This window comes from Arthrobacter humicola (assembly GCF_039531445.1).
Lineage (GTDB): Bacteria > Actinomycetota > Actinomycetes > Actinomycetales > Micrococcaceae > Arthrobacter > Arthrobacter humicola.
Map to the genome: position 1 here is coordinate 145972 of NZ_BAAAQB010000008.1, position 21844 is coordinate 167815.

Annotated in this window: 22 protein-coding genes; 12 read left to right on the top strand and 10 right to left on the bottom strand. The window is 66.3% G+C overall.

What is annotated here, in order from left to right; translation table 11 throughout:
- Window positions 1-43: 43 nt before the first annotated feature.
- A complete protein-coding gene (locus ABD243_RS03270; RefSeq protein ID WP_116765144.1) occupies window positions 44-268 on the top strand; it encodes a DUF3188 domain-containing protein in 225 nt (74 codons plus the stop codon).
- Here the strand turns inward: ABD243_RS03270 and ABD243_RS03275 are convergent.
- Window positions 258-1955, bottom strand: coding sequence for a SulP family inorganic anion transporter (locus ABD243_RS03275; RefSeq protein ID WP_344362027.1), 1698 nt, complete (start codon window positions 1953-1955; stop codon window positions 258-260). The two genes, ABD243_RS03270 and ABD243_RS03275, sit on opposite strands and share 11 nt — an antisense overlap.
- Window positions 1952-2383 carry an ArsR/SmtB family transcription factor gene (locus ABD243_RS03280; protein ID WP_116765142.1) on the bottom strand — a complete coding sequence of 144 codons (432 nt, stop codon included), beginning with the start codon at window positions 2381-2383 and terminating at the stop codon, window positions 1952-1954. Before ABD243_RS03280 ends, ABD243_RS03275 begins: the two co-directional genes overlap by 4 nt.
- 250 nt (window positions 2384-2633) lie before the next feature.
- Between ABD243_RS03280 and ABD243_RS03285 the strand changes: the two genes are divergently transcribed.
- Genes ABD243_RS03285 through ABD243_RS03300 form a run of 4 tightly spaced genes read left to right on the top strand, consistent with a single transcriptional unit; the run spans window position 2634 to window position 5991 of the window.
- On the top strand, window positions 2634-3104 hold the full coding sequence (locus ABD243_RS03285) for an FAS1-like dehydratase domain-containing protein (RefSeq protein WP_116765141.1): 471 nt from the start codon (window positions 2634-2636) through the stop codon (window positions 3102-3104).
- A gap of 2 nt (window positions 3105-3106) precedes the next feature.
- Window positions 3107-3544 carry a MaoC family dehydratase gene (locus ABD243_RS03290; protein WP_116765140.1) on the top strand — a complete coding sequence of 146 codons (438 nt, stop codon included), beginning with the start codon at window positions 3107-3109 and terminating at the stop codon, window positions 3542-3544.
- Between the two features lie 14 nt (window positions 3545-3558).
- Window positions 3559-4866 (top strand): MFS transporter, encoded by a 1308-nt coding sequence (locus ABD243_RS03295; RefSeq protein ID WP_344362033.1) that lies wholly within the window; start codon window positions 3559-3561, stop codon window positions 4864-4866.
- A 57-nt stretch (window positions 4867-4923) separates the two neighbouring features.
- Window positions 4924-5991, top strand: coding sequence for a UDP-N-acetylmuramate dehydrogenase (locus ABD243_RS03300; protein WP_344362035.1), 1068 nt, complete (start codon window positions 4924-4926; stop codon window positions 5989-5991).
- Between the two features lie 64 nt (window positions 5992-6055).
- Here ABD243_RS03300 and ABD243_RS03305 read toward each other — a convergent pair whose 3' ends face one another.
- Window positions 6056-7654: a PucR family transcriptional regulator gene (locus tag ABD243_RS03305; protein ID WP_344362038.1), complete on the bottom strand. Its 1599-nt coding sequence runs from the start codon at window positions 7652-7654 to the stop codon at window positions 6056-6058.
- A gap of 104 nt (window positions 7655-7758) precedes the next feature.
- On the opposite strand from ABD243_RS03305, the gene ABD243_RS03310 reads away from it, so the two are divergent.
- The 6 genes from ABD243_RS03310 (at window position 7759) to ABD243_RS03335 (ending at window position 13789) form a co-directional block, all read left to right on the top strand.
- Complete coding sequence (locus ABD243_RS03310) at window positions 7759-8625, top strand: hypothetical protein (protein ID WP_344362040.1); 867 nt, start codon at window positions 7759-7761, stop codon at window positions 8623-8625.
- A gap of 26 nt (window positions 8626-8651) precedes the next feature.
- On the top strand, window positions 8652-9602 hold the full coding sequence (locus ABD243_RS03315; RefSeq protein WP_344362043.1) for an ABC transporter substrate-binding protein: 951 nt from the start codon (window positions 8652-8654) through the stop codon (window positions 9600-9602).
- On the top strand, window positions 9599-10594 hold the full coding sequence (locus ABD243_RS03320) for an amino acid ABC transporter permease (RefSeq protein ID WP_344362045.1): 996 nt from the start codon (window positions 9599-9601) through the stop codon (window positions 10592-10594). The genes ABD243_RS03315 and ABD243_RS03320 overlap by 4 nt, the downstream gene beginning before the upstream one ends.
- Entirely contained in the window at window positions 10591-11397 is an 807-nt protein-coding gene (locus ABD243_RS03325; RefSeq protein ID WP_344362048.1) for an amino acid ABC transporter ATP-binding protein, read from the top strand. Before ABD243_RS03320 ends, ABD243_RS03325 begins: the two co-directional genes overlap by 4 nt.
- Before the next feature lie 116 nt (window positions 11398-11513).
- Complete coding sequence (locus tag ABD243_RS03330) at window positions 11514-12626, top strand: mandelate racemase/muconate lactonizing enzyme family protein (protein ID WP_344362051.1); 1113 nt, start codon at window positions 11514-11516, stop codon at window positions 12624-12626.
- An 11-nt stretch (window positions 12627-12637) separates the two neighbouring features.
- Window positions 12638-13789, top strand: a complete 1152-nt coding sequence (locus tag ABD243_RS03335) for an amidohydrolase (RefSeq protein WP_344362114.1) — start codon at window positions 12638-12640, stop codon at window positions 13787-13789.
- Here the strand turns inward: ABD243_RS03335 and ABD243_RS03340 are convergent.
- Entirely contained in the window at window positions 13786-14292 is a 507-nt protein-coding gene (locus ABD243_RS03340) for a hypothetical protein (RefSeq protein ID WP_237563233.1), read from the bottom strand. The two genes, ABD243_RS03335 and ABD243_RS03340, sit on opposite strands and share 4 nt — an antisense overlap.
- A 138-nt stretch (window positions 14293-14430) precedes the next feature.
- On the opposite strand from ABD243_RS03340, the gene ABD243_RS03345 reads away from it, so the two are divergent.
- Window positions 14431-15549: a winged helix DNA-binding domain-containing protein gene (locus ABD243_RS03345; RefSeq protein ID WP_344362056.1), complete on the top strand. Its 1119-nt coding sequence runs from the start codon at window positions 14431-14433 to the stop codon at window positions 15547-15549.
- Window positions 15550-15555: 6 nt separating this feature from the next.
- Here ABD243_RS03345 and asd read toward each other — a convergent pair whose 3' ends face one another.
- The 6 genes from asd to ABD243_RS03375 all read right to left on the bottom strand — a co-directional run bounded on the left by asd (window position 15556) and on the right by ABD243_RS03375 (window position 21729).
- The gene (asd, locus tag ABD243_RS03350; protein WP_091251914.1) at window positions 15556-16698 is read right to left on the bottom strand and encodes an aspartate-semialdehyde dehydrogenase; all 1143 of its coding nucleotides are present in this window, start codon (window positions 16696-16698) and stop codon (window positions 15556-15558) included.
- Between the two features lie 87 nt (window positions 16699-16785).
- Entirely contained in the window at window positions 16786-17004 is a 219-nt protein-coding gene (locus tag ABD243_RS03355) for an NF038396 family protein (RefSeq protein ID WP_344362060.1), read from the bottom strand.
- The gene (locus ABD243_RS03360) at window positions 17004-17597 is read right to left on the bottom strand and encodes a dihydrofolate reductase (protein WP_116765127.1); all 594 of its coding nucleotides are present in this window, start codon (window positions 17595-17597) and stop codon (window positions 17004-17006) included. Before ABD243_RS03360 ends, ABD243_RS03355 begins: the two co-directional genes overlap by 1 nt.
- Window positions 17594-18397 (bottom strand): thymidylate synthase, encoded by an 804-nt coding sequence (locus tag ABD243_RS03365; protein WP_344362063.1) that lies wholly within the window; start codon window positions 18395-18397, stop codon window positions 17594-17596. Before ABD243_RS03365 ends, ABD243_RS03360 begins: the two co-directional genes overlap by 4 nt.
- A gap of 78 nt (window positions 18398-18475) precedes the next feature.
- Window positions 18476-19453 carry an NUDIX hydrolase gene (locus ABD243_RS03370; RefSeq protein WP_344362065.1) on the bottom strand — a complete coding sequence of 326 codons (978 nt, stop codon included), beginning with the start codon at window positions 19451-19453 and terminating at the stop codon, window positions 18476-18478.
- Between the two features lie 11 nt (window positions 19454-19464).
- Window positions 19465-21729: an RNA degradosome polyphosphate kinase gene (locus ABD243_RS03375; RefSeq protein WP_116765124.1), complete on the bottom strand. Its 2265-nt coding sequence runs from the start codon at window positions 21727-21729 to the stop codon at window positions 19465-19467.
- Between the last annotated feature and the right edge of the window lie 115 nt (window positions 21730-21844).

A 21844-nucleotide genomic window follows, 5' to 3' on the forward strand; every position in this document is an offset into this window, starting at 1 on the left:
TGCGGATCGCGGCGTGCGTCGCCGGCCCCGGTAGACTGGCACGGTGCTGAATGAATTCTGGGCCACCGCGTCAACCGCCTACAAGGTGCTCGTCTTCAGCGCCATGGGACTGATTGCCCTCGGCATCGTCCTCAACGTGGTGGGCAACAGCACCGGCAACCAGGCCCTGGCCCTCGCCTCACTGCCGGTGATCGGGCTGGGGCTGATCCTGCACCTTGCCGGGCTTGTGGTCCGCGGCCAGGCGATCCGGAAGAACCTCAAGCGCTAGCGGCCGCGTTCCGCAGCACATGGCTCCGGGCATGCTGCACGGCGTCCGGGAGGGACGTGAACAGGTGCTTGTGATGCCGCAGTGAGCGGATGACGCCCACGTTGGTGACGAGCTCCAGATGCTGTGGCTGGACCCCCTTCAGCAAGACCGTGACGCCGCGCAACTCCAGTGCGGAAATCACCTCCACGAGCGCGTGGGCGCCGGTGGCATCCAGCATCCGCAGCTGAGACAGCCGGATGATGGCCACCTGGATGTCTTTGACCTGGCCGATCTCCTGCAGGACCCGCTCCGCGGCGCCGAAGAACATCGCCCCGTCCAGCCGGAAAATCGCGATGTGCTCATCCCCGGGAAGCGTCGGCTCGGGAACCGCCTCGCGCCGGACCCCGCTCAGGGAAGCGAACGTCCGCAGCGTGAACACGGCAGCCGCGGCGAATCCGATCTGGATGGCCACAATGAGGTCGAAGGCGACCGTAATGAAGGCCGTGATCACGAACACCGCGGCGTCGGCCCGGGTGGACCGCAGGATCGCCGTGACCGTGTGCCGCGAGACCATGCGGGTGGCCGTGACCATGAGGATGCCTGCCAGAGCCGCCAGCGGGATCCGCCCGACCAGCCCGGCCGCCAGGTAGATGATGGCGAGCAGCACGAGCGCGTGCACCATCGCGGCGAGCCGGGTCTTCGCGCCGGAGCGGACATTCACGGCGGTCCGGGCGATCGCGCCCGTCGCCGGCATGCCGCCGAAGAAGCCCGCGGCGATCGAGGCCAGGCCCTGGCCCGTGAGCTCGCGGTCGGGGCTGTACGCGCCGGACGGACGGCCGTCCGGTCCCGCCATGCCGGAGGCCACCCGGGCCGAGAGTAGGGATTCGATGGCGGCCAGCGTGGCGATCGACACGGCAGGCATCAGGAGACCGCCCAGTGCGCCCGGATCCAGGGACGGCATGGACGGTGCCGGCAGGGAGTGCGGTAGCGCGCCGATCCGGGGGATGTCCAGCGCCAGCACCTCGGCCGCCACGGTGGCGAGCAACACCGCAATTAGGCTTGCGGGCAGTGCCTTGCTGAGCTTGGGGAGCAGATACATCACAGCGGCGACACCTGCCACCACAGCGAGCGTTTGCAGAACGGCCGGGACGGTAGCCTGCGACGCGCTCTCGACGGCGGCCAGGAAGGTGTTGTGGCCCGGCGTTGCCTCAGTGCCCGTGGCCAGGGGGACCTGCTGCAGGAAGATGATGGCGGCGATGCCGAGCGTGAAGCCCTCCACGACGGGCCACGGGATGAAGGCGACGGCGCGGCCCAGTCCGCTCACCCCCAGGATCATGACGATCAGTCCAGCCAGTACCGAAACCAAGGCGATGCTGCCGACACCGTGGGCGGCGACCACCGGGGCCAAAACCACCACCATGGCGCCGGTGGGGCCGGAGACCTGGACGTTGGATCCGCCCATGACGGCCGCCACCAGCCCGGCCACCACCGCCGTGATGAGTCCGGCCTCTGCGCCGACGCCGGAACTCACCCCGAAGGCCAGGGCCAGGGGGAGCGCCACAATGCCTACCGTGATGCCGGCGAACAGGTCCGTCTTCCAGGCGGACCGCAGAAGCCCATAGTCGCGGCGCGACGGCAGGAACCGCGCCATGCGTGCCCGGGCAGTGCCGGTTGCCCGGTCCGGGCGTGAGGTCTGGGCCGCGCTCATGGCGCTGTGCTCTCGAGTCCGTCGGTGCTCCCGAGGCGGTCGGGGATGCCTACGGGGCCTGTGCTGCCGAGGTGGCCGGCGGGCAGTTCCTGCGCCAGCCGAAGCTGTTCGCTGGATCCGGCCAGGCTGTCCAGCAGGAAGACCCGGGCGATCGCCAGCAGCTCCGAGATCTTGGGATGAGCCAGCCGGTAGGTCACGGCATTCGCCGTCCGGACCGACGTCACCACCCCGTGCCGGCGCAGCGTCGCCAGGTGCTGGGACAAATGCGAGGCCTCCAGGCCCGTCTCGGCGAGCAAGTAGCTCACAGGGGCTGCCGTGTCCGGCGCCGCGGCCAGAAGCTCCAGGATCCGGATCCTGGCCGGGTGGGCGAGGGCCTTGAACAGGTTGGCCTTGATTTCGTACAGCGGGGTCTGCGCGGGGGTGATCATGGGCGGAAGGGGATCATGACAGGAGAACGCTTTCTCGGATCCAGCGGCATCGGTGCCCGGCGGGCTTCGATCGCCAGTGGATTGATGGATTGATGTTTTCATCATATCGCATCGGTCAAGCCCCGCCCGGCCCGAGTCGGGCGCCACTGCCCGCTTGGCCCCGGTGCACGCCCGGCTCAAGCACTCTGCTGCCCGGCGCACACCCTGTAATGAAGCCGGGGCGCCGCGGGCGTGGCGATAGGCTGGAACCATGACTATCAATCCGGATCTGCAGGGGCGCAGCTACCCTGCCGCAGAGGTGTACGACGTCGGCCGCGAGAAGATCCGCGAGTTCGCGCGCGCGGTCAAGGCCACTCATCCCGCCCACTTCGACGTCGCCGCGGCCAAGGCACTGGGCCACCTCGACCTCGTCGCGCCGCCGACCTTCGCCATTATCGTCGCCCAGCGCGCCGACGCGCAGCTGATCGAGGATCCGGAATCCGGCATCGACTTCTCCCGCGTGGTCCACGCCGACCAGCGGTTCACCCACCACCGCCCGATCATTGCCGGGGACCGGCTGGTCGCCGAACTGCACGTCGACGGCGTCCGTGCCATGGGCGGCGGGGCCATGATCACCACCCGCTCAGAGATCTTCGCCCTGGGCAACAGCGATTCCGCCGATGTCCGCGAGCCGGTTGCCACCACCACCTCGTCCATCCTGGTCCGCGGAGAGGGACAGTAGCCATGAGCATCAACATCGCAGGACTTACGGTCGGCCAGGACATCGGCAGCCGCAGCATCGCCGTCACCCGCACCGACCTCGTCAAGTACGCCGGCGCATCCGGTGACTTCAACCCGATCCACTGGAACGAGGCCTTCGCCACGGGCGTGGGCCTGCCGGGCGTGATCGCCCACGGCATGTTCACGATGGGCGCGGCCGTCCAGCTCGTCACCGACTGGGCCGGCGACCCCGCCGCCGTCGTGGACTTCCAGACCCGCTTCACCAAGCCGGTGCCGGTGGCCGACACCACGGGGACGCCGGAAGCCGGCGCCGTGATCGAGGTCAGCGGCGCCATCGGAGCGCTCGACGCCGACGCCGGCACCGCCCGCGTCGACCTCACGGTCGTCTCGGCCGGTCAGAAAGTCTTGGTCAAGGCCCAGGCCGTCGTCAGGCTGGCGTAGCCTGTGGCGCTGCTGTGACCAAGGAGACTAAAGACGTCTTCGTCCCGGCTGCCGAGATCACGCACTGGCGGAATGCCGTGGTGGTGGCCTATGCGGCCAGCGGAATCGCGTTTTCCACGTGGGTATCCCGGCTGCCGGCCATCCGCGACGGTCTGGACCTGACTCCCGGCACCATCGGGCTGCTCCTGCTCTGCATGACGGCGGGGTCCTTCCTGTCCGTGTCCGCCTCTGGCCTGATTGTCCTTCGGCTGGGCTCGAAGCGCACCATCCGGATCGGCAGCATCATGGTCGGGTTCGGGCTGATGCTGGCAGGCTTCGGCACCTCCGTGCTCGCCAACCCGGTGGCGGTCGCCGCGGGACTGTCAATCATCGGGCTGGGTACCGCCAGCTGGAACACGGCGTCCAACGTCGAAGGCGCCGCGGTGGAACGCGCCGTCCGCCGCCACATCATGCCCCGGCTGCACGGCTCCTTTAGCCTGGGGACAGTGGCCGGAGCCGGGCTGGGTGCGTGGGCTGCCGGCGCCGGGATCCCGGTCTTCTGGCACCTCGCCGCGGCCGGCCTGTTGGTGGCCGGTTCCGTGACGACCGCTGCGGCGTGGTTCCGCGCCGACATCACGCCGCTGCAGGGGGAACAACCGTTCGCGGCCTCCGGGACAGATACCTTCGAAGATCCCTCCACCGGGCCCATCCCCATCGTCCGGCAGGCGGACGCGGTCCCCGAACAGCCGCTGGACAACAAACGCCAGATCGCCCAGGCCTGGCGGGACCGGCGCACCCTGCTGCTGGGCGTGCTGGTCCTGGGCCTTGCCCTCGCCGAAGGGGCGGCGGGGGACTGGGTGGCACTGGCGCTCGCGGACGGCCACGGCCAGTCTGACGCCGCCGGGGCCGCCGGATATGGACTGTTCGTCACCTTCATGACGGTGGGCCGCTTCGCCGGAACGCTCGTCCTGGACCGGTTCGGCCGCGTCCCGGTGATGCGGTGGTGCGCCGCATTGGCCGTAGCAGGCCTCGGATTGTTCGTCTTCGCCTCCGTGCCGTGGCTGGCCTACGTGGCCCTGGCCATTTGGGGGCTTGGCGCCTCCCTTGGTTTCCCGGTGGGCATGTCCGCCGCCGCCGACGATCCCGGCAAGGCTGCCGCACGCGTCTCCGTCGTCTCGACGATCGGCTACGGCGCGTTCCTGTGCGGTCCGCCGCTGCTGGGGCTCCTGGCCGAACACGTGGGCATCCTGCACTCGCTGCTGGCCGTCATGGTGATGCTGATCGGCAGCTTCCTGCTCTCCCCGGTGGCGCGCAAACTCCCCGCAGCCGTTCCCGCCGCCTAGCTAAGTACAAGCCACCACCGGCTTAGGCCGGCGCACGATCCCGGCTAGGCTGTTCAGGTGACCCCGATTCTGCTCTCCGCCCTGACCACCTCCGCTGTCGGGGGCCCCGCCGGCAGCTACATTGAAGCCCGCAGCGAGGCCGAGATCATCGATGCCGTGCGGTCGGCGGACGCCGGCGGCCAGCCCCTGCTGATCATCGGCGGCGGTTCCAACCTGCTGGTGTCCGACGCCGGGTTCCCCGGAACGGTACTTAAGATCGCCTCGGCGGGCTTTACCGTCAACGCCGAGGACTCCTGCGGCGGCGTGGCGGTGGTGGTGCAGGCCGGCCACAACTGGGATGCCTTCGTTGACCACGCCGTGAGGCATGCCTGGTCCGGCGTCGAAGCGCTCTCCGGAATTCCCGGAGCCACGGGAGCCACTCCCGTGCAGAACGTCGGCGCCTACGGCGCCGACGTCTCGCAGACGATCGCCGCAGTCCGTACGTGGGACCGGGAACGGAACGCGGTCAAGACTTTCACGAATTCCGAACTCAAGTTCGGCTACCGTGACTCCGTCCTGAAGCAGGCCACCGTCAACGGTTCGCCGCGCTATGTGGTCCTCACCGTGGAATTCCAGCTCCCGCTCGGCCGGATGAGCGCCCCGATCCGCTACGCCGAACTCGCCCGGGCGCTCGGCGTCGAGCAGGGCCAGCGGGCCTACTCCAGCGACGTCCGCCGCGAAGTGCTGCGGCTGCGGGCCTCCAAGGGCATGGTGTGGAATGCGGCCGACCGGGACACTTACTCGACGGGGTCCTTTTTCACCAACCCGATCGTGTCCGAGGACGTCGCGGCACGGCTGCCGCAGGACGCCCCGCGCTACCCCGGCGGTGCCGACGGGCTGACCAAGCTCTCGGCGGCGTGGCTGATCGACCAGTCCGGCTTCGCCAAGGGCTTTGGGCTGGCCCCGGACAGCGTCTCGGGCGGCAGGGCATCGCTTTCCACCAAGCACACTCTCGCCATCACGAACCGGGGCGGGGCGAGCACGGCGGACATGCTGGCCGTTGCGCGCGAGGTGCGCCACGGCGTCGTCGAACGCTTCGGGATCGAACTGCACCCGGAACCGCTGCTGATCGGCGTCACCCTTTAGTTCCTGCCCCGGCCCGGGCCGCCCGTCGCCACGTAAGGCACCCATCGAGGTAGGGGCGATTTCCCTACAGCAACTCCTGAACGTGCAGACTGAGCCACAAGACCACTGTGTCTTCGGGGTTGTCCACATCAATTCCAAAAAGTTCCCGGAGACGCCGCAAGCGGTAGCGGAGCGTGTTCTGGTGCACTGAAAGTGCCGCCGAGGTTTTGGCGGAATCGCGGGAGAAATCGAGGTAGGTGCGCAAAGTTCTCGCGTATTCGGTTCCTGATTCGGCGTCGTACTTCCTCATGCTGGCAGCGGCCGGAGACACAAGGTGGGGCGTGTTCCGGAAAAGCGCACTGAGTTCCAGCAAGGTCAGACGGCTGCGCACTTCCTGAGCGTTGGCGTAGTCGCCGGGGCTCCGCCCGGAGGCGAGCATCAGCAAGACGAGGTCCGCGTCGTGCCGGGAACGGCTGATGTCTGCAACGGTGGTGACGGTCGAGCCCGTTGACGCCCGCAGCTTGACCCGCAGCGACGCAGCTGAACGCTCGATCAGGCGGCGGGCCAGCGCCTCAATGGATCCGGGGCCCGAGGCGGGGGCCTCGGTGAACAACGCATAAATCGTGGTGCCGATGAGTACGCACTGCGCACCTTGCCCGTGCGCTTCGCACTGGGTCGTGACAAGGTCGACGAGCCGGATCAGGGACAGCTCGTCGGACTGCCCGAGGTCCAGTTGGAAAGCCGCGACGGCGAAGGGGCCCGAGTGCTTCAGTCCGAGCTGTTCTGCTACAAGCTGGACGTCGTCTCCCCCTTCGAGGAGCCGGCGGAGGAGCTCGGCCCGTTGTTGCCGCGCAAGGTCGATGGTGCTTCGCGCCCTCAGGATGTGGAGGACTGCGATATCCGCGGCGCGCTCGAGCGCCTGCTCCGCGTCGGAATCCAGGTCCCCGTTGGCGTCCACTACCCAGATAGACCCCAGCGGCTGGTTACCGGCACGAACGGCGATGGCCAGACGGTCCATTGCCGGACGGACACCTTCAATGCGCACGGCGCCGCGGGCCCGGAACACGCTGGCATATTGACCGGCATTCTCCGGCAGGTAGGGAACCTGGCGCCCCAGGATTCCGTTCCGCCGGTCGTCGTCGATCGGTTGGTGGGGGAGCGTGGAGTATGCGAGAACCTGTTCCTGGAGGTTTTCGATGGCCGTGGCCCCACCTACCAGTGCGGCAATGGCGTTGGCTAGGGCAAACAGGTCGCCCACTCCCAGCGGCGAGGCCGACCGGTTGGCTTCCGCGGAGGCGCTGAGGGCAGATTCCAGGAGCGCATCGAGTTGCCGCCACCCCACGGCGTCGTCGACGACCAATAGTGCTATGCCGGCCTGGTCAGCTGTGTTCGCGAGTTCTTCGATGTCCTGAGACAGCTGCTTGAGCACGATCGCGCCGAAGCCAGCTTGCGCTGCTTCCCGGACGACGACGGTTGTTTCCGGTTCCGCGGGGTGGAGTCCGATTCCCAGCAAGATCCCTCCCCGGAGCCCTTCCAAAGGCGCGAGGGGATCGTAGAGGGACGGGCTCGTCAGGGAGAGCCCGGGTGTAGTTCCGTGTGAGCGGAGAACCAGTCCGGAGTTCGCAAGCACTTGCAGGAGGTCAGGCAAATCGATGCTGCCCGGGGTTTTCGGGATGGTTTCCACAAGGCGTAAATCTACGGCCCCTAGTGCTGGCACACAAGTTGGAGGACTGACGTTGGTGTCTGGCACCGAAGCCAGCCGGCACCGGCAAAGCCAATAGTTGATGCATGTCACTTATTGTTGAAGCCAGTCCAACAGCACGCCAGGCCGGGGAAGCGGCAGCAGCCGCAGCATCCAAGGCCGGCGTCCGGGTCATCGACGAACATGACCGCGACAAGCTCAGGGACGTTGAAGGGCTGCTCATCGCGATCTGGGGTATGTCTCCCCACGGAGCGCCTGTTCCTTTCGATTTGCTGCGGAGCATTTCGCACGCAGGCTGCAATGTTTCCGCTGCATACAACGCGGACGGGGCCCTGCGCGGAGCCGCCGTCGGCATCGTGTCCCCCGGCGGAGCGGCTACCTATTCCCTGATCGCCGGTGTCCTGCCCGGCGCGGCGGACAAAGGCGTCGGTTTCGCGCTCAAACAGCATCAGCGGGCGTGGTCGCTTGCCCGCGGAATCGAGACCATGACGTGGACCTTTGACCCGCTGGTCAGCCGGAACGCCCGTTTCAACCTCACGAAACTCGGAGCCCATGCATTCGAGTACGCACGCGATTTTTACGGCGAAATGCAGGACGACATCAACGCCAACGATGAAAGCGACCGGCTCGTCGCCGTTTGGCCTTTGTCCTCCAAGCGGAGCATCAGTTGCAGCGAAGGGTCCGTCGAAGAACTGGAACTGCCCGAAACGGCCCAGAACAACATTCTGGAGTACGGCCCGGACTCCAGGCCGGTCCTCCTCGAAACGCCGGACACCCTATGGTGCCGTGCACCGCAAGACATCGTGGCGCTGAGGGCCGCGGACTCCGATGAAGCGGGACTGTGGCGGTTGCGGATCCGCGGAATCTTCGAATCGGCCTTCGCATCCGGCTACAACGCGTCCGGAGTCACCCGAACCGGCTGGTACCGGCTGACCAAAACCAACCAGGCATAACCCTTACCCAACACCAGGAGTACAGAATGCGACCCAGGAATCGTACGGTTTCCGCGCGTATCGCGCGCCAGGCCCTTGGCGCTGCCGGCCTGACCCTCACCTTCGGACTAGCGGCCTGTTCGGGAGGAGCAGTGCCCGCGGCGAATTCGAAGACTTTGTCCGCCGCCGACGTCGACCCCGCTGCAGCAGCGGCCCTGCCAGAGCGCTACAAGTCAGCCGGAGTCATCAAGGTGGCATCGGACATTCCGTACCCGCCGATGGAGATGTTCGATGAGAACCAAAAACTCACGGGTCTGGACTACGACCTTGCCCAGGCCCTGGGCGCGAAGCTCGGGGTCCGCCTGGAACTGCAGACCCAGGCTTTCGACAGCATCATTCCGTCGCTGCAGTCGGGCAAGAACGACATCATCATGTCAGGGATGAACGACACCGCCGAGCGCCAGGCGACCCTGAACTTCGTGGACTACTTTCATGCCGGGTTCTCCATCCTCGTGCCCAAGGGCAACCCGGACCGCATCACGACCGTGATGGACCTTTGCGGCAGGAACGTAGCCGTGCAGAAGGCGACTGTGCAGGCGGAGATTCTCCGCAGCTATGACCAGCAGTGCAGGGACAAGGGATCAGAACCGGTGAGCGTCTCCGAACTTCCGCTGGAAACGGATGTCCAGACGGCCGTCCGTTCAGGAAAAGCCGCAGCTGACGTCGTCGATTCCGCCGCGGCTGCCTACGCCGCCAAGACTGCCGGGAACGGCAAGATCTTCGACATCGTCAAAGACCCGGCAAACCCTGCCGGCTACAACCCGGTCTACACCGGGATCGGTGTCCTTAAGAAGGATGCGGAGCTCGGCAAGGCGTTGCTGGCAGCCCTTCAGGCGATCGTCGCCGACGGCAGTTATGGCACGATCCTTGAGAAGTACGACCTCTCCGACTACAGGGTCAAGGAAACCGGCCTCAACTTGGGTACGGCCAAACCATGAAACAGGCAAGCACGCTCCCATCCCGGAGAGTAACGGCTGAGACCGCAACCGAAACCGCAATCGTCGGCACCGCCGAGGACGATGTTGTAGCTGTTCCGTTGCGCCACCCGTGGCGCTGGGTAGTCGCGGCAGTGCTGGCTCTCGGGTTTGTGGCCCTTTTGTCATCGCTGTGGTCCAACCCGAACATCGACCACTCGACCATCAAGAACTACCTGTTCCATCGACGGATCCTCGGCGGAATAGGCCTTACCCTGGCGCTGACGGTCATTTCCATGCTCGTGTCCACGCTGCTTGGAGTGCTGCTCGCGGTGATGCGCCTGTCCAGAAATCCGGTGATGAACGCCTTCGCCTGGCTCTACGTGTGGGTCTTCCGCGGCACCCCACTGCTGATCCAAGTCGTCTTTTGGGGCTACCTGGGGCTGCTCTATTCGCAGATTTCCCTGGGCCTCCCGTTCACTGACTTCACGTTCTTCTCCATGGACACCAACGCACTGGTTCCAGCGTTCACGGCCGGGCTGCTGGCCATGACGTTGAACCAGGCCGCGTATTCAGCGGAAATAATCCGGGGAGGGATGCTTTCAGTGGATACCGGCCAGCACGAAGCCGCGTATTCGCTCGGGATGTCACCAGCCTTCGCCCTTTTCCGGGTGGTGCTGCCGCAAGCGATGCGCGTGATCATCCCGCCGATGGGCAACGAGACCATCTCGATGTTGAAAAACACCTCGCTGTTGTCAGTCATCGCGGTACTCGAGCTCTATACCGTGGCAACGCAAATCTCTTCGCAGAGCCTGCGCCAGGTGGAACTGCTCGTGGTGGTCAGCTGCTGGTACCTGTTCCTGACCACGGTGCTATCCGTTCCGCAGTACTACCTGGAGCGGCACTACGGCCGTGGAAACGTACGCCAGCAGACCCCCACACCCCTGGGCAGGATGATCTCCACACTCCGCAAACACGGCAAGCCCCACGCAGAATCGAAAGGACTTCAGCCATGACCGATGCCCTCGCCACCCGTGAGCACACGGTCGGCCCCGCCGCCTCGCCGCTCCTCGTTGCCAGAAACGTCCGCAAACGCTACGGCAGCGTGGAGGTGTTGAAGGGCATCTCGCTGACCGTCAACCCCGGGGAAGTTATGTGCCTTCTAGGCCCATCCGGTTCCGGCAAGTCCACCTTCCTGCGTTGCATCAATCATTTGGAGCGGATCGACGGAGGACGGATATCCGTCGGCGGGGACCTGATCGGCTATACCCAGCGTCAGGACCGGATTTTTGAAATGAATCCCCGTCAAGTGGCCAGGCAGCGGCGCGGCATCGGCATGGTTTTTCAGCGCTTCAATCTCTTCCCGCATATGACTGCCCTGGAGAACATCTCGGTTGCGCCGGTGGGAGTCAAAAAAGTGCCCAAGCAGCAAGCGTCCAAGCGCGGAATGGACTTGCTGGAGCGGGTGGGCCTGGCACACCTGGCGAAGGCCTACCCGGCGCAGCTATCCGGAGGGCAGCAGCAGCGGGTCGCAATTGCCAGGGCACTGGCCATGGACCCCCAACTCCTGCTCTTTGATGAGCCGACGAGCGCCCTGGACCCGGAACTGGTCGGCGACGTCCTCGACGTTATGCGCACGCTGGCCTCCGATGGCATGACCATGATCGTTGTCACTCATGAAATTGGCTTCGCCCGTAGCGCTGCGGACAACGTCGTCTTTATGGACGGCGGCGTGGTGGTGGAATCAGGAGCGCCGGCATCCGTGCTGGACAACCCGCAAAACCCCCGGACCATCGCATTCCTCAACAGCGTTATGTAAGAAGCCCGGATGCACTGCCAAACCAGATGTCATGTTTGGCGGCCGGGCCCGGAACGCCCTGACTGCGCCTTCCCTCGTTCCTCGTTTCTTCCCGCCCTATGAACAGTGAGCCCTACATGAAGATCTCCCGCGCCACCGTCACCCTCATCGAGGTTCCGTTGCTGGAACCCTTTGTGGTTTCCTATGCCACTTACGCCTCAATGCCGAGCGTTATCCTTACGCTCGAGACCGCCGACGGTTTAACCGGGTACGGCGAGAGCGTTCCGGACGGCCACATCACCGGAGAAACCCCCACCGGGACCGTCGAAGCCCTCAAAACCGAGTTGCTTCCCGCCGTGATGGGTTTGGATCCCCGCGACATCACTGCCATCCATCAGCGGCTCAACCAGGCGCTCAAGGGCTGTGGAGCTGCGAAAGCAGCCGTCGACATTGCCTGCTGGGACCTGGCGGGAAAGGCGGCCGGGCGACCCATCTACGCACTGCTCGGCGGCCGGCGGCCTGAACAGCCAACCATCGCCAAGGTATTGAGCATCCTGGAACCGGAAGTCCTGGTGGCGCAGGCAATCCAAGCGCGCGGGGAAGGCTACCGCCACCTCAAAATGAAGCTCGGCAGCGGTGACGGGCAGGACATCGAGCGCGTGCGGGCGGTCCGGGCAGCGATCGGCAACGATATGGCCATTCGGGTGGACGCAAACCAGGGCTGGGGCGATACCGCCACCGCACGCACCATGATCCGAGCCCTTGAACCATTCGGGATTGACTGGGTCGAGCAGCCAATCCCCGCGGACGATATCGATGGCTTCCGGCTCCTCCGCCAGGACACGAACGCCCGCCTCATGGCCGACGAGTCCGTGGTTGACGCCAGCGACCTCGCGCGGTTCGTCCGCGACCGCTCGGTGGACATGGTCAACCTTAAACTGATGAAGAGCGGCGGCATCACGCCGTGTCATCGTCTGGCCACTCAGGCTGAACTCGGCGGACTCAAAGTGCAGATCGGTTCCATGCTGGAAACAAGCGTTGCCTCCGCTGCCGGTTTCCACCTGGCCCTCAGCCACCCGAACATCGTGTCCACCGAACTCTCCGGTCCCATCAAGTTCGCCACGGAACCTGGCGACCTCCAGTACATTCTCCCCAACGTCCAGATCACTGAGCGGCCAGGGCTCGGAGTCGATATGGACACGGACATTCTTGCCGAACTCACGGTGAGTGAATGCGAAGTCAGCGCGTGAGTGGCGGCGCCATGAGGCGCCGCCGGCTGGCGGAGATTTGGACTCACCTGCACAACCATCCTGAACCCAGCATGCAGGAATTCGCCACTGCAGAGTATCTCGCGGGACTTCTGGAGCAGGCGGGCCTTGAGGTTCGCAGGTTCGACTCCCTCCCGGGTTTCACGGCCGACGTGGGGACGGGTCCTCCGGTGATTGGACTGCGGGCAGAAATGGACGCCCTTGTACGAGACACGGCAGGGGGACCGACGGCGGTCCACTCCTGCGGTCACGACGCCAACATGGCAATAGTCGCCACCGTGATGCTGGAACTGGGAGAACTCGGGGACCTGCTGGAAGGCTCCGTGCGGGCGATCTTCCAGCCAGCCGAGGAATTGGGAAACGGTGCCGAACACGTGGCTGCTTTGGGTGTCAGCGATGGGCTTAGTTATCTCTTCGGCGTGCACTTACGTCCGGAAGAAGAACTCCCGGCTCCATATTTCGCGCCATCCATTTCGCACGGATCATGCCTGTTTGCGGCGGGAACCATCACGGGGTCTGACCATCACGGGGCGCGTCCACACCTCGGGGCGAACGCCGTTGAGGTTGCGCTCGAAATCTCCGAGGGGTTGGGTCGCATACGGGTTGACCCGCAAGTTCCCAGTTCGGCCAAGATGACCATGCTCCACGCCGGTGGGGACAACCTCAACGTCATACCGGGCAGCGGGCGCTTCGGAGTGGACCTGCGCGCCCAAACCAATGAAGTCATGTCCGCCCTCCGCGCAGGACTCGAATCGGTCTGTGCACGGGTGGCTGCGTCAACAGGGACAGTGATCGACCTCGACTTCAGGGATGCCGTACCCGCGGCCATGATCGGACCCCGCGCCGAAGCCGCCCTCGCAGCGGCAGTGGCCACGGAACTGGGCGACGACCACTTGCGGCCACGTATTGTCACATCGGGATCGGACGACTTCCATTTCTACACACTGCGAAACCCCGAAATTCAGGCAGCCATGCTCGCCGTCGGAGCGAACGTCCAGCCAGGACTTCACGACCCGGCCATGACATTCGAAGCCGAATCCATGGAACGGGCGGTTGGCGTGCTCCTTGAAGCCTGCCTTCACCCGGAACCGCTGCTGATCGGCGTCGCCCCTGCAGGAATGGCCCTTCAGGAAAAGCCGGGCTAGCGGTCCATATGGCGGGGGGTCACCTTGCTGAAGAGCATGAAGGTGAAGCCGGAGGCAGCGGCCCCGAGCAGGAAGACCTGGCAGAAGGCCACGGACTGGACGCTGGGACCGCTTTGCAGCACGAGTCCGGCGCACGCAAATGCCACGGCGCCGGCGAGGAGGGCCAGCGAGCCGAGCAGGAAGGCCTGGACGGTGGCCGGAAACTCCCCGGCGTAGTCGAGCTGAAGGTCCCGGCCGCGCGGGGCCACGCTTCCGGGCTTCGCGCCTTCCCGGACCCGGGCGCGCGGCTGCAGGGCCGCGGCCGTGACGAAGCTGGCCACGGAAACAGCCATGCACAACCCGGCCACCAGTTGCAGGGTGCTCATCATGGGCGAAAGCCGCGTCCCGCTGGCAATTGCGACGGCGAGTCCGGCAGCCATGCCGGCGGCGCTGGAGGCCCAGCCCAGCAGGGCCAGCTTCCGGCACAGGGGCCGCAGTTGCGGCCACACGTCACTCATGGTCATGCATCAAGGGTAATGAGGTCCGCTGTACGGCGGCTGGGAGCAACCGGGCAACAAGCCGGGCAAGCAACCCGGCAGAATGCCCGGCAAACCCGGCAGCGAACGAAGCCGTCCAGGCATTGCCCGGCCTACCATTGACACGTGACAGCAGCGACAGGCGCCCGGCTCAGCCCCGGCATCATCGGCAGGCTGCGGCTGGCCGCACAGGGTCTGCTGGGGCCAGGGTTTCAGAGCGTACCGGACGCCGTCCGCCGAATGACGGCCATGCAGGCGCAGGACCTGCCGTCCGTTCTCTGGGCTGTCGGCCAGCGGGTGCCGGGGTCGCGCGGTGACGATGTCCGCGCCGCCCTGGACCGGGGGGAGATAGTCCGCTCCTGGCCGATGCGCGGCACTTTGCACGTGCTGGCTCCCGAGGACCTGAAGTGGATGCTGGCCATTACCTCCGGCCGGCTGATCCGCGGCCTGGCCGCGCGCCACCGGGAGCTGGAGATCAGCGCCGCGGACCTCGACGCCGCCGCGGACACCGCGCTGCAGCTGGTCTCCGGAGGAGCAGCCGCCAGCCGGACGGAGCTGTTCCAGGCCTTGGAACGGGCGGGACAGTCCACGGCCGGCCAGCGCGGCATTCATCTGCTCGGCGCCCTGTGCCAGCGGGGATTGCTGGTGCAGGGTCCGCTGGCCGGCAACCAGCAGCTGATCGTGGCTTTCGACGACTGGATCACCGGGTCGCGGACCCTGGACCGGTCAGAAGGTATCGCCGAATGGCTGCTGCGTTACTTCCGCAGCCACGGCCCCGCCACGGAACGTGATTTTGCCTGGTGGTCCGGTCTTCCGCTGACGGAAACCCGGGCCGCCTTGGCACAGGTGAAGGACCAGCTCGTGGAGCTGCGGCACGAGGGGACCAGCTACTGGCTCTCGCCCGAAACGGCATCGCTGCTCGACGACGGCGTCCCCGGGCGGCGCACCGTGCTGGCCCTGCCGGGGTTCGACGAATTCCTGCTCGGCTACGCGGACCGGTCCCTCGTGCTGCCGGCCGAGCATGCGGACAGAATCGTCCCGGGCGGCAACGGCGTGTTCAAGAAGACCATTGTGGCGGGCGGCGGGGTGATCGGCACCTGGGCGGGACCGGCGGGCCGCCGGGGCGGTGGCGTCGTGGCCGAGCCCTTCGATGCCGTTAACGGGCTGCGGCCTGCCGCCCAAAAATCCTTTGAGCTGCAGGCCGCGAAGTACCGCAGATATCTTGGTGCCGGAACGGGTTCCTGACGAGCCCTAGAGGGTTCCGGTGGCGATGCGGAGCATGCGGCGCAGCGGCTCGGCGGCGCCCCACAGCAGCTGGTCACCGACCGTGAACGCACTGATGTACTGCGGGCCCATCTCCATCTTGCGGATGCGTCCCACCGGAATGTTCAGGGTGCCGGACGCCGCCACGGGGGTGAGGTCGGCCATCGAGGCTTCCTTGGTGTTCGGCACCACGTGGGCCCACTCGTTGTCCGCGTCCAGGAGCTTCTCGATCTCGGCGACCGAGAGGTCTTCGCGCAGCTTCAGGGTCAGGGCCTGGGAGTGCGAGCGCATGGCGCCGATCCGGATGCACAGCCCGTCCATGATGACGTGGTCTTCGGCCGAGGTGCCGAGGATTTTGTTGGTCTCCACCCCGGCCTTCCACTCCTCCTTGGACTGGCCGTTGCCGAGATCCGCGTCGATCCAGGGGATGAGGGAGCCAGCCAGCGGGACGCCGAACTGCGTGGCGTCGATGTCGGTGCGCTGGTGCGCCAGGACCTTCCGGTCGATTTCCAGGATGGCCGACGCCGGGTCGCTCAGTTCGCTGCTGACCTCCGCGTTGAGGGTGCCGAACTGGTTCAGCAGTTCACGCATGTGGCGTGCGCCGCCGCCGGAGGCGGCCTGGTACGTCATGGAGGTGCCCCACTCGACGAGGCCGTTCTTGAACAGCCCGCCGAGGCCCATGAGCATGCAGGACACGGTGCAGTTGCCGCCGATGTAGTCCTTCACGCCGCCGGACAGGCCGGCGTCGATGACATCCCGGTTGATGGGGTCCAGCACGATGATGGAGTCATCATTCATGCGCAGGGTGGACGCGGCGTCGATCCAGAGGCCGTCCCAGCCGCGGCTGCGCAGCTCGCCGTGGACCTGCTTGGTGTAGTCGCCGCCCTGTGCGGTGACAATAATGGGCAGCTTCGCCAGCGTCTCGACGTCGAACGCGTCCTCCAGCTTGCCGGCCGCGCCCGCGGCAGCACCGGCAATGGCCGGGGCGGCACCGCCCGCGTTCGAGGTGGAGAAGAAGACCGGGTTGATATTGGCGAAGTCGCCCTCGTCCTGCATGCGCTGCATCAGGACGGAACCGACCATGCCACGCCAACCGACCAGGCCGACGGACGGGGTAGCTGCTGTAGTCATGGGCCCAGTTTAGACTTCACCGGCCGCAGGACGCAGTCGGTTACGTCACGCGGGCGCGGACGACGCCGGGCCGGGAGGCGGCCGGCGCTAGTCGCTGTGCGGCTCTTCCAGCAGCGCCGCTTTGCGTCGGCGCAGCGCAAAGACCGCCCCGAACGCGAAGACCTGGGTCACCACCACCAGCACGATGGCACCGGGGATCTTGTTGCCGCCCAGGATCATGGTCAGTCCCACGATCGCCGAGAGCAGCGCCAGCAGGGGCAGGAGCATGTACCCCAGGACAAAGAGTGTCTCGGGCTTCCTCAGCACTACTTGGCCTCCGTACGGCGCCATAGCGTGACCCTGTAGCGGGTGCCGCTGGCGGACGTCAGCCAGCCGTTGGCGGGAAGGCTGGCCGAGGCGGCCCATTCGTAGCCGAGTTCGGGCGCGAAGGTGTCCCCTTCCGCTGTGGTGTCGATCGTGGTCACAACCGCGACGTCGGCAAGGTCCAGCGCCTGCGCGTAGATGCTTCCGCCGCCGATGATCCAGACCATCTCGTTGCCGGGGGCGAACTGCGATTCCAGGAGAGCATCGTCGAGGGACCTGACGGCGACGGCACCGGCCGCCGCGGGCGTTCCGCCCCAGGCTTCCTGGCGGGTGATGACGATGTTCGTCCGGCCGGGCAGCGGGCGGAACTTCTCCGGGAACGACTCCCAGGTCTTGCGGCCCATGATGACCGGGTGGCCGGCGGTGAGGCTGCTGAAGTGCTTGAGGTCCTCGGGCAGGTGCCACGGCATGGTGCCGCTTTTGCCGATGACGCCGGTGCTGGTCTGGGCCCAGACCAGCCCCAGGCCGGTGGTGGAGGCTCGGAGTTGCTCGGTGAAATCGCCGGGCTGCACGCCCGGGGTCTTTTCTGTGCTCATACGGCTATCGGGGCCTTAATCGTCGGGTGGTGCTGGTATCCGATCACCTCGAAGTCCTCGAGGGTGTAGTCGAAGATGGAGTCAGGCTTGCGGGTGATCTTCAGCTGCGGGTAGTCGTAGGGCTCGCGGGCGAGCTGCTTGAGGACCTGGTCCATGTGGTTGTCGTAGATGTGCACGTCTCCGCCGGTCCAGACGAATTCGCCCGGTTCCAGGCCGGTCTGCTGGGCCAGCATGCAGGTCAGCAGCGCGTAGGACGCGATGTTGAAAGGTACGCCCAGGAAGGTGTCCGCCGAGCGCTGGTACAGCTGGCAGGAGAGTTTGCCATCGGCCACGTAGAACTGGAAGAACGCATGGCAGGGCGGCAGAGCCATGTCCTTGAGCTCGGCCACGTTCCACGCCGAGACGATGTGCCGGCGCGAGTCCGGGTTGGACCTGAGGTTCTCGACGAGTTCGGCGATCTGGTCGATGTGGCCGCCGTCGGGCGTGGGCCAGGAGCGCCACTGGACCCCGTAAACGGGGCCGAGCTCGCCGTCGGCGTCGGCCCATTCGTCCCAGATGGTCACGCCCTGGTCCTGCATCCATTTGACGTTCGTGTCGCCGCGCAAGAACCACAGCAACTCCACGGCCACGGACTTGAAGTGCACCCGTTTGGTGGTGATGAGCGGGAAGCTCTTGCTCAGGTCAAAGCGGAGTTGGCGACCAAACACGCTGAGGGTGCCGGTTCCGGTACGGTCCGATTTGTGCGTGCCGTGCTCGAGGACGTCACGCAGCAGGTCTTCATAGGGCGTAGGAATGCTCACGGTTCCAGTCTAGAGGTCCGGTCCAAGGCTTCGCAGTGTGAAGGTACCGGGCAGCAGGGCGCCACGTGTTGCGGGACGTCAGTCGTCGAAGGGCCTGAACCGCTCCACGGCAACCACCTTGTTCTTGCTGCCGTGGGCCACGTGGCAGACGATCATCTCGCCCGGGGCCAGGTACGGGTCCGAGGACGGCAGTTCGTCCCGAAGGCGGGAGTTCATGTGTTTTTCGAGTTGTTTCAAGACGGTCGGCAGCGCCGGGCGGTGCGTGCACAGGGCCACGGCCCGCTGCTTGTCGAACAGCGCCTCGACGGCGGCGGCCGTCTTGTGCGGGCTGCGGCCGTGCCGGTGCTCGGTGAGAGCCTCGTTGAGCTTCACCTTGGCGTCGGCCGCCTTCGCGTAGGGCGCGATGGTGGCCACGCACCGGAGCCACGGGCTGGAGACGATCCGCGCCGGCTTCCAGGCCTGCAGGAGCCGGCCCACCGCTTGCGCTTGCCGCATGCCGGTCGCGGCCAGCGGGCGATCACCCTCGGCCTTGCTCCAGGAGGAGCGCGGCTTGGCCTTCGCGTGGCGGACCACCAGCAGGGGCCAGGTCTTGAGTTCGCCGCGGGCATGGGCCGAAGCCAGATGCTCGAGCGGCTCGACATCGCTGGGGTTGCTCAGCAGCCGGGCCGCCTTTTCGGGTGAACACCACATGATGCTGTCCACTTCCTTGCCGTCCGGCACCAGCGCAGCGCCGTTGACGTCGACCGCCCAGTAGTGCACCACCTTCAGCCCGGCGGGCACGTGGTAGTGGATGGGCGGAAGAGGGATCCCGAGAGGCGCAACGAGCCCGATTTCTTCCCAGACCTCGCGGACGGCGCATTCCGGGATGGTCTCGCCGGGGTCGATCTTTCCCTTTGGCCAGGACCAGTCGTCATACCGCGGGCGGTGAATCAGCAGGACCTCAAGCTGGTCCTTGTTGACCGAATTGAGGCGCCACGGAATGGCGCCGGCCGCCGTGACGGCAACCGCCTCGCCGGGCTGGTCCGTCTGGTCCGCAACCAGTGCATCGCTGCTCACACTCACGGCCCCTACCGCAGGCTGGTCGAACGTTGACGCGAGCGGGAAGCAAGCAGCCAGGACTGGACGTCCTCGAGGTTCCGGCCGTCTTCCGCGAGGTGGTGGCGGGTCCAGTCGCCCTGCTTGTCCAAGTGCCAGCTGGCGGTTTCCGGATCCATGTAGCGCTTGAGCAGGTCCAGGACATAGCTCGTGTCGTCGCCGCTCGTGAGCTGCACGAGGGCCTCCACCCGGCGGTCCAGGTTGCGGTGCATCATGTCGGCCGAGCCGATGTACACCACGGGGTCGCCGGCGTTGGCGAAGGCGAAGACGCGCGAGTGCTCCAGGAAACGGCCCAGCACGGAGCGGACCGTGATGTTCTCGCTCAGGCCCGGAACGCCGGGACGCAGGGAGCAGATGCCGCGGACGATGACGTCCACCGGCACCCCGGCCTGGGACGCGCGGTAGAGCGAATCGATGATGGCCTCGTCCACCATCGAATTGACCTTGATCTGGACCCGGGCGGCGATGCCGGCCTTAGCGTTCCTGATCTCGGTTTCGATCCTGTCGATCAGACCGGACCGGACTGAGCGCGGCGCCACGAGCAGCCGTTTGAATGTGGACTTCGGCGCGTAGCCGGAAAGCTGGTTGAACAGCTTCGAGAGGTCTTCGCCCACCTGCTCGTTGGACGTCAGCAGGCCCAGGTCCTCGTAGTACCGGGCTGTGCGCGGGTGGTAGTTGCCCGTGCCGATGTGGCAGTAGCGGCGCAGGCCGTCCACTTCCTGGCGGACCACAAGCGAGAGCTTGCAGTGGGTCTTCAGGCCCACGATGCCGTACACCACGTGGACGCCGGCCTGCTCGAGTTTCCGCGCCCAGGAGATGTTGGCCTGTTCGTCGAAGCGGGCCTTGATCTCCACGAGGGCAAGGACCTGCTTGCCGGATTCGGCGGCGTCGATCAGGGCGTCGACAATCGGCGAGTCCCCGGACGTGCGGTAGAGGGTCTGCTTGATGGCCTGGACCTTCGGGTCCGCGGCCGCCTGTTCCAGGAACGCCTGGACGGACGTGGAGAAAGAGTCATACGGGTGGTGCAGGAGGATGTCCCGGCGCCGCATGGCGGCAAAGACGTTGGCCGCCTTGGACGTCTCCGATTCGTTGAGGTGCCGCGAGGTGTGCGGGACGTGCTTCGGATAATGCAGGTCCGCCCGGTCGATCCCGGCAATGACCGAGAGGCCGCGCAGGTCCAGCGGTGCCGGGACGGAGTAGACCTCGGATTCCTCGACGCCGAGCTCCCGGATCAGCAGGGCGCGGATGTTCGGGTTGATGTCGTTGGTGACCTCGAGCCGGACGGGAGGGCCGAACCGGCGGCGCAGGAGTTCCTTCTCCAGTGCCTGCAGGAGGTTTTCGGCGTCGTCCTCTTCAACCTCGACGTCCTCGTTGCGGGTCACGCGGAAGGTGTGGTGCTCCAGGACCTCCATGCCGGCGAACAGCTGGTCCAGGTGCACGGCAATGACCTCTTCGAGGGCGATGAACCGTGCCACGCGTCCCGGGACGGAGCCGGCACGGGGACCGTCGATGGAGATCAGGCGCGGCAGCTGGTCAGGCACCTTGACACGTGCGAAGAGCTCCTTGTCGCTGACCGGGTTGCGGACCACCACGGCCAGGTTCAGGGACAGCCCGGAAATGTAGGGGAAGGGGTGGGCCGGATCCACGGCCAGCGGGGTCAGGATCGGGAATACCTTTTCCGCGAACATGGCGCTGAGCTGGTCCTTGGCCTGGGAGTCGAGTTCCTCCCAGTGCATGAGGTGGATGTGCTCGTAGGCCAGAGCAGGCCTGATCTGTTCGGCGTAGACCCGGGCGTGGCGCTGCTGCAGCCGGTGGGCCGCGTCGCCGATCTGCTCCAGGACCTGCATGGGGCTCAGCCCCGCGGGGGAGGGGACGGCGAGTCCCGTGGCGATCCGCCGCTTCAGCCCGGCCACCCGGACCATGAAGAACTCGTCGAGGTTGGAGGCGAAGATGGACAGGAAGCTGACCCGCTCCAGAAGGTACAGATTGGGGTCCTCGGCCAGTTCCAGGACCCGGGCGTTGAACGCAAGCCAGCTCAGCTCCCGGTCCAGGAACCGGTCCGGGCTGATTTCGCCTTCCGGTTCCAGGTTCGGCGCGAACTCCGGAATGTCGATCCGGTCCTGGGTGGCGCGCGAGGCCGGCACTTCGGAGGAGCCAAAGCGGGCACGTACAGGGCGCGCCCCCTTTTCCGGCGTAGCGGGTTCAGACGTGGATGTCCGGGCAGTTTCCCGTGGCATGGTGTCTCCTCAATGCTGGCGCGATGTAGGTTCAACCTTACAAGCAATAACGGCCCGATGGCCCCAGATTTCGGCCCGGCCGGGCCGGTAGTCCGCCGACGTGACTAACGCCGGT

Excerpts from the sequence above, each read along its gene's own strand:
- ABD243_RS03310 (WP_344362040.1), top strand. The coding sequence starts at position 7,759 with ATGTCACTTATTGTTGAAGCCAGTCCAACAGCACGCCAGGCCGGGGAA.
- ABD243_RS03320 (WP_344362045.1), top strand. The coding sequence starts at position 9,599 with ATGAAACAGGCAAGCACGCTCCCATCCCGGAGAGTAACGGCTGAGACC.
- ABD243_RS03280 (WP_116765142.1), bottom strand. The coding sequence starts at position 2,383 with ATGATCACCCCCGCGCAGACCCCGCTGTACGAAATCAAGGCCAACCTG.
- asd (WP_091251914.1), bottom strand. The coding sequence starts at position 16,698 with ATGACTACAGCAGCTACCCCGTCCGTCGGCCTGGTCGGTTGGCGTGGC.
- ABD243_RS03275 (WP_344362027.1), bottom strand. The coding sequence starts at position 1,955 with ATGAGCGCGGCCCAGACCTCACGCCCGGACCGGGCAACCGGCACTGCC.
- ABD243_RS03285 (WP_116765141.1), top strand. The coding sequence starts at position 2,634 with ATGACTATCAATCCGGATCTGCAGGGGCGCAGCTACCCTGCCGCAGAG.
- ABD243_RS03330 (WP_344362051.1), top strand. The coding sequence starts at position 11,514 with ATGAAGATCTCCCGCGCCACCGTCACCCTCATCGAGGTTCCGTTGCTG.
- ABD243_RS03375 (WP_116765124.1), bottom strand. The coding sequence starts at position 21,729 with ATGCCACGGGAAACTGCCCGGACATCCACGTCTGAACCCGCTACGCCG.
- ABD243_RS03315 (WP_344362043.1), top strand. The coding sequence starts at position 8,652 with ATGCGACCCAGGAATCGTACGGTTTCCGCGCGTATCGCGCGCCAGGCC.
- ABD243_RS03340 (WP_237563233.1), bottom strand. The coding sequence starts at position 14,292 with ATGACCATGAGTGACGTGTGGCCGCAACTGCGGCCCCTGTGCCGGAAG.
- ABD243_RS03290 (WP_116765140.1), top strand. The coding sequence starts at position 3,107 with ATGAGCATCAACATCGCAGGACTTACGGTCGGCCAGGACATCGGCAGC.
- ABD243_RS03360 (WP_116765127.1), bottom strand. The coding sequence starts at position 17,597 with ATGAGCACAGAAAAGACCCCGGGCGTGCAGCCCGGCGATTTCACCGAG.
- ABD243_RS03325 (WP_344362048.1), top strand. The coding sequence starts at position 10,591 with ATGACCGATGCCCTCGCCACCCGTGAGCACACGGTCGGCCCCGCCGCC.
- ABD243_RS03335 (WP_344362114.1), top strand. The coding sequence starts at position 12,638 with ATGAGGCGCCGCCGGCTGGCGGAGATTTGGACTCACCTGCACAACCAT.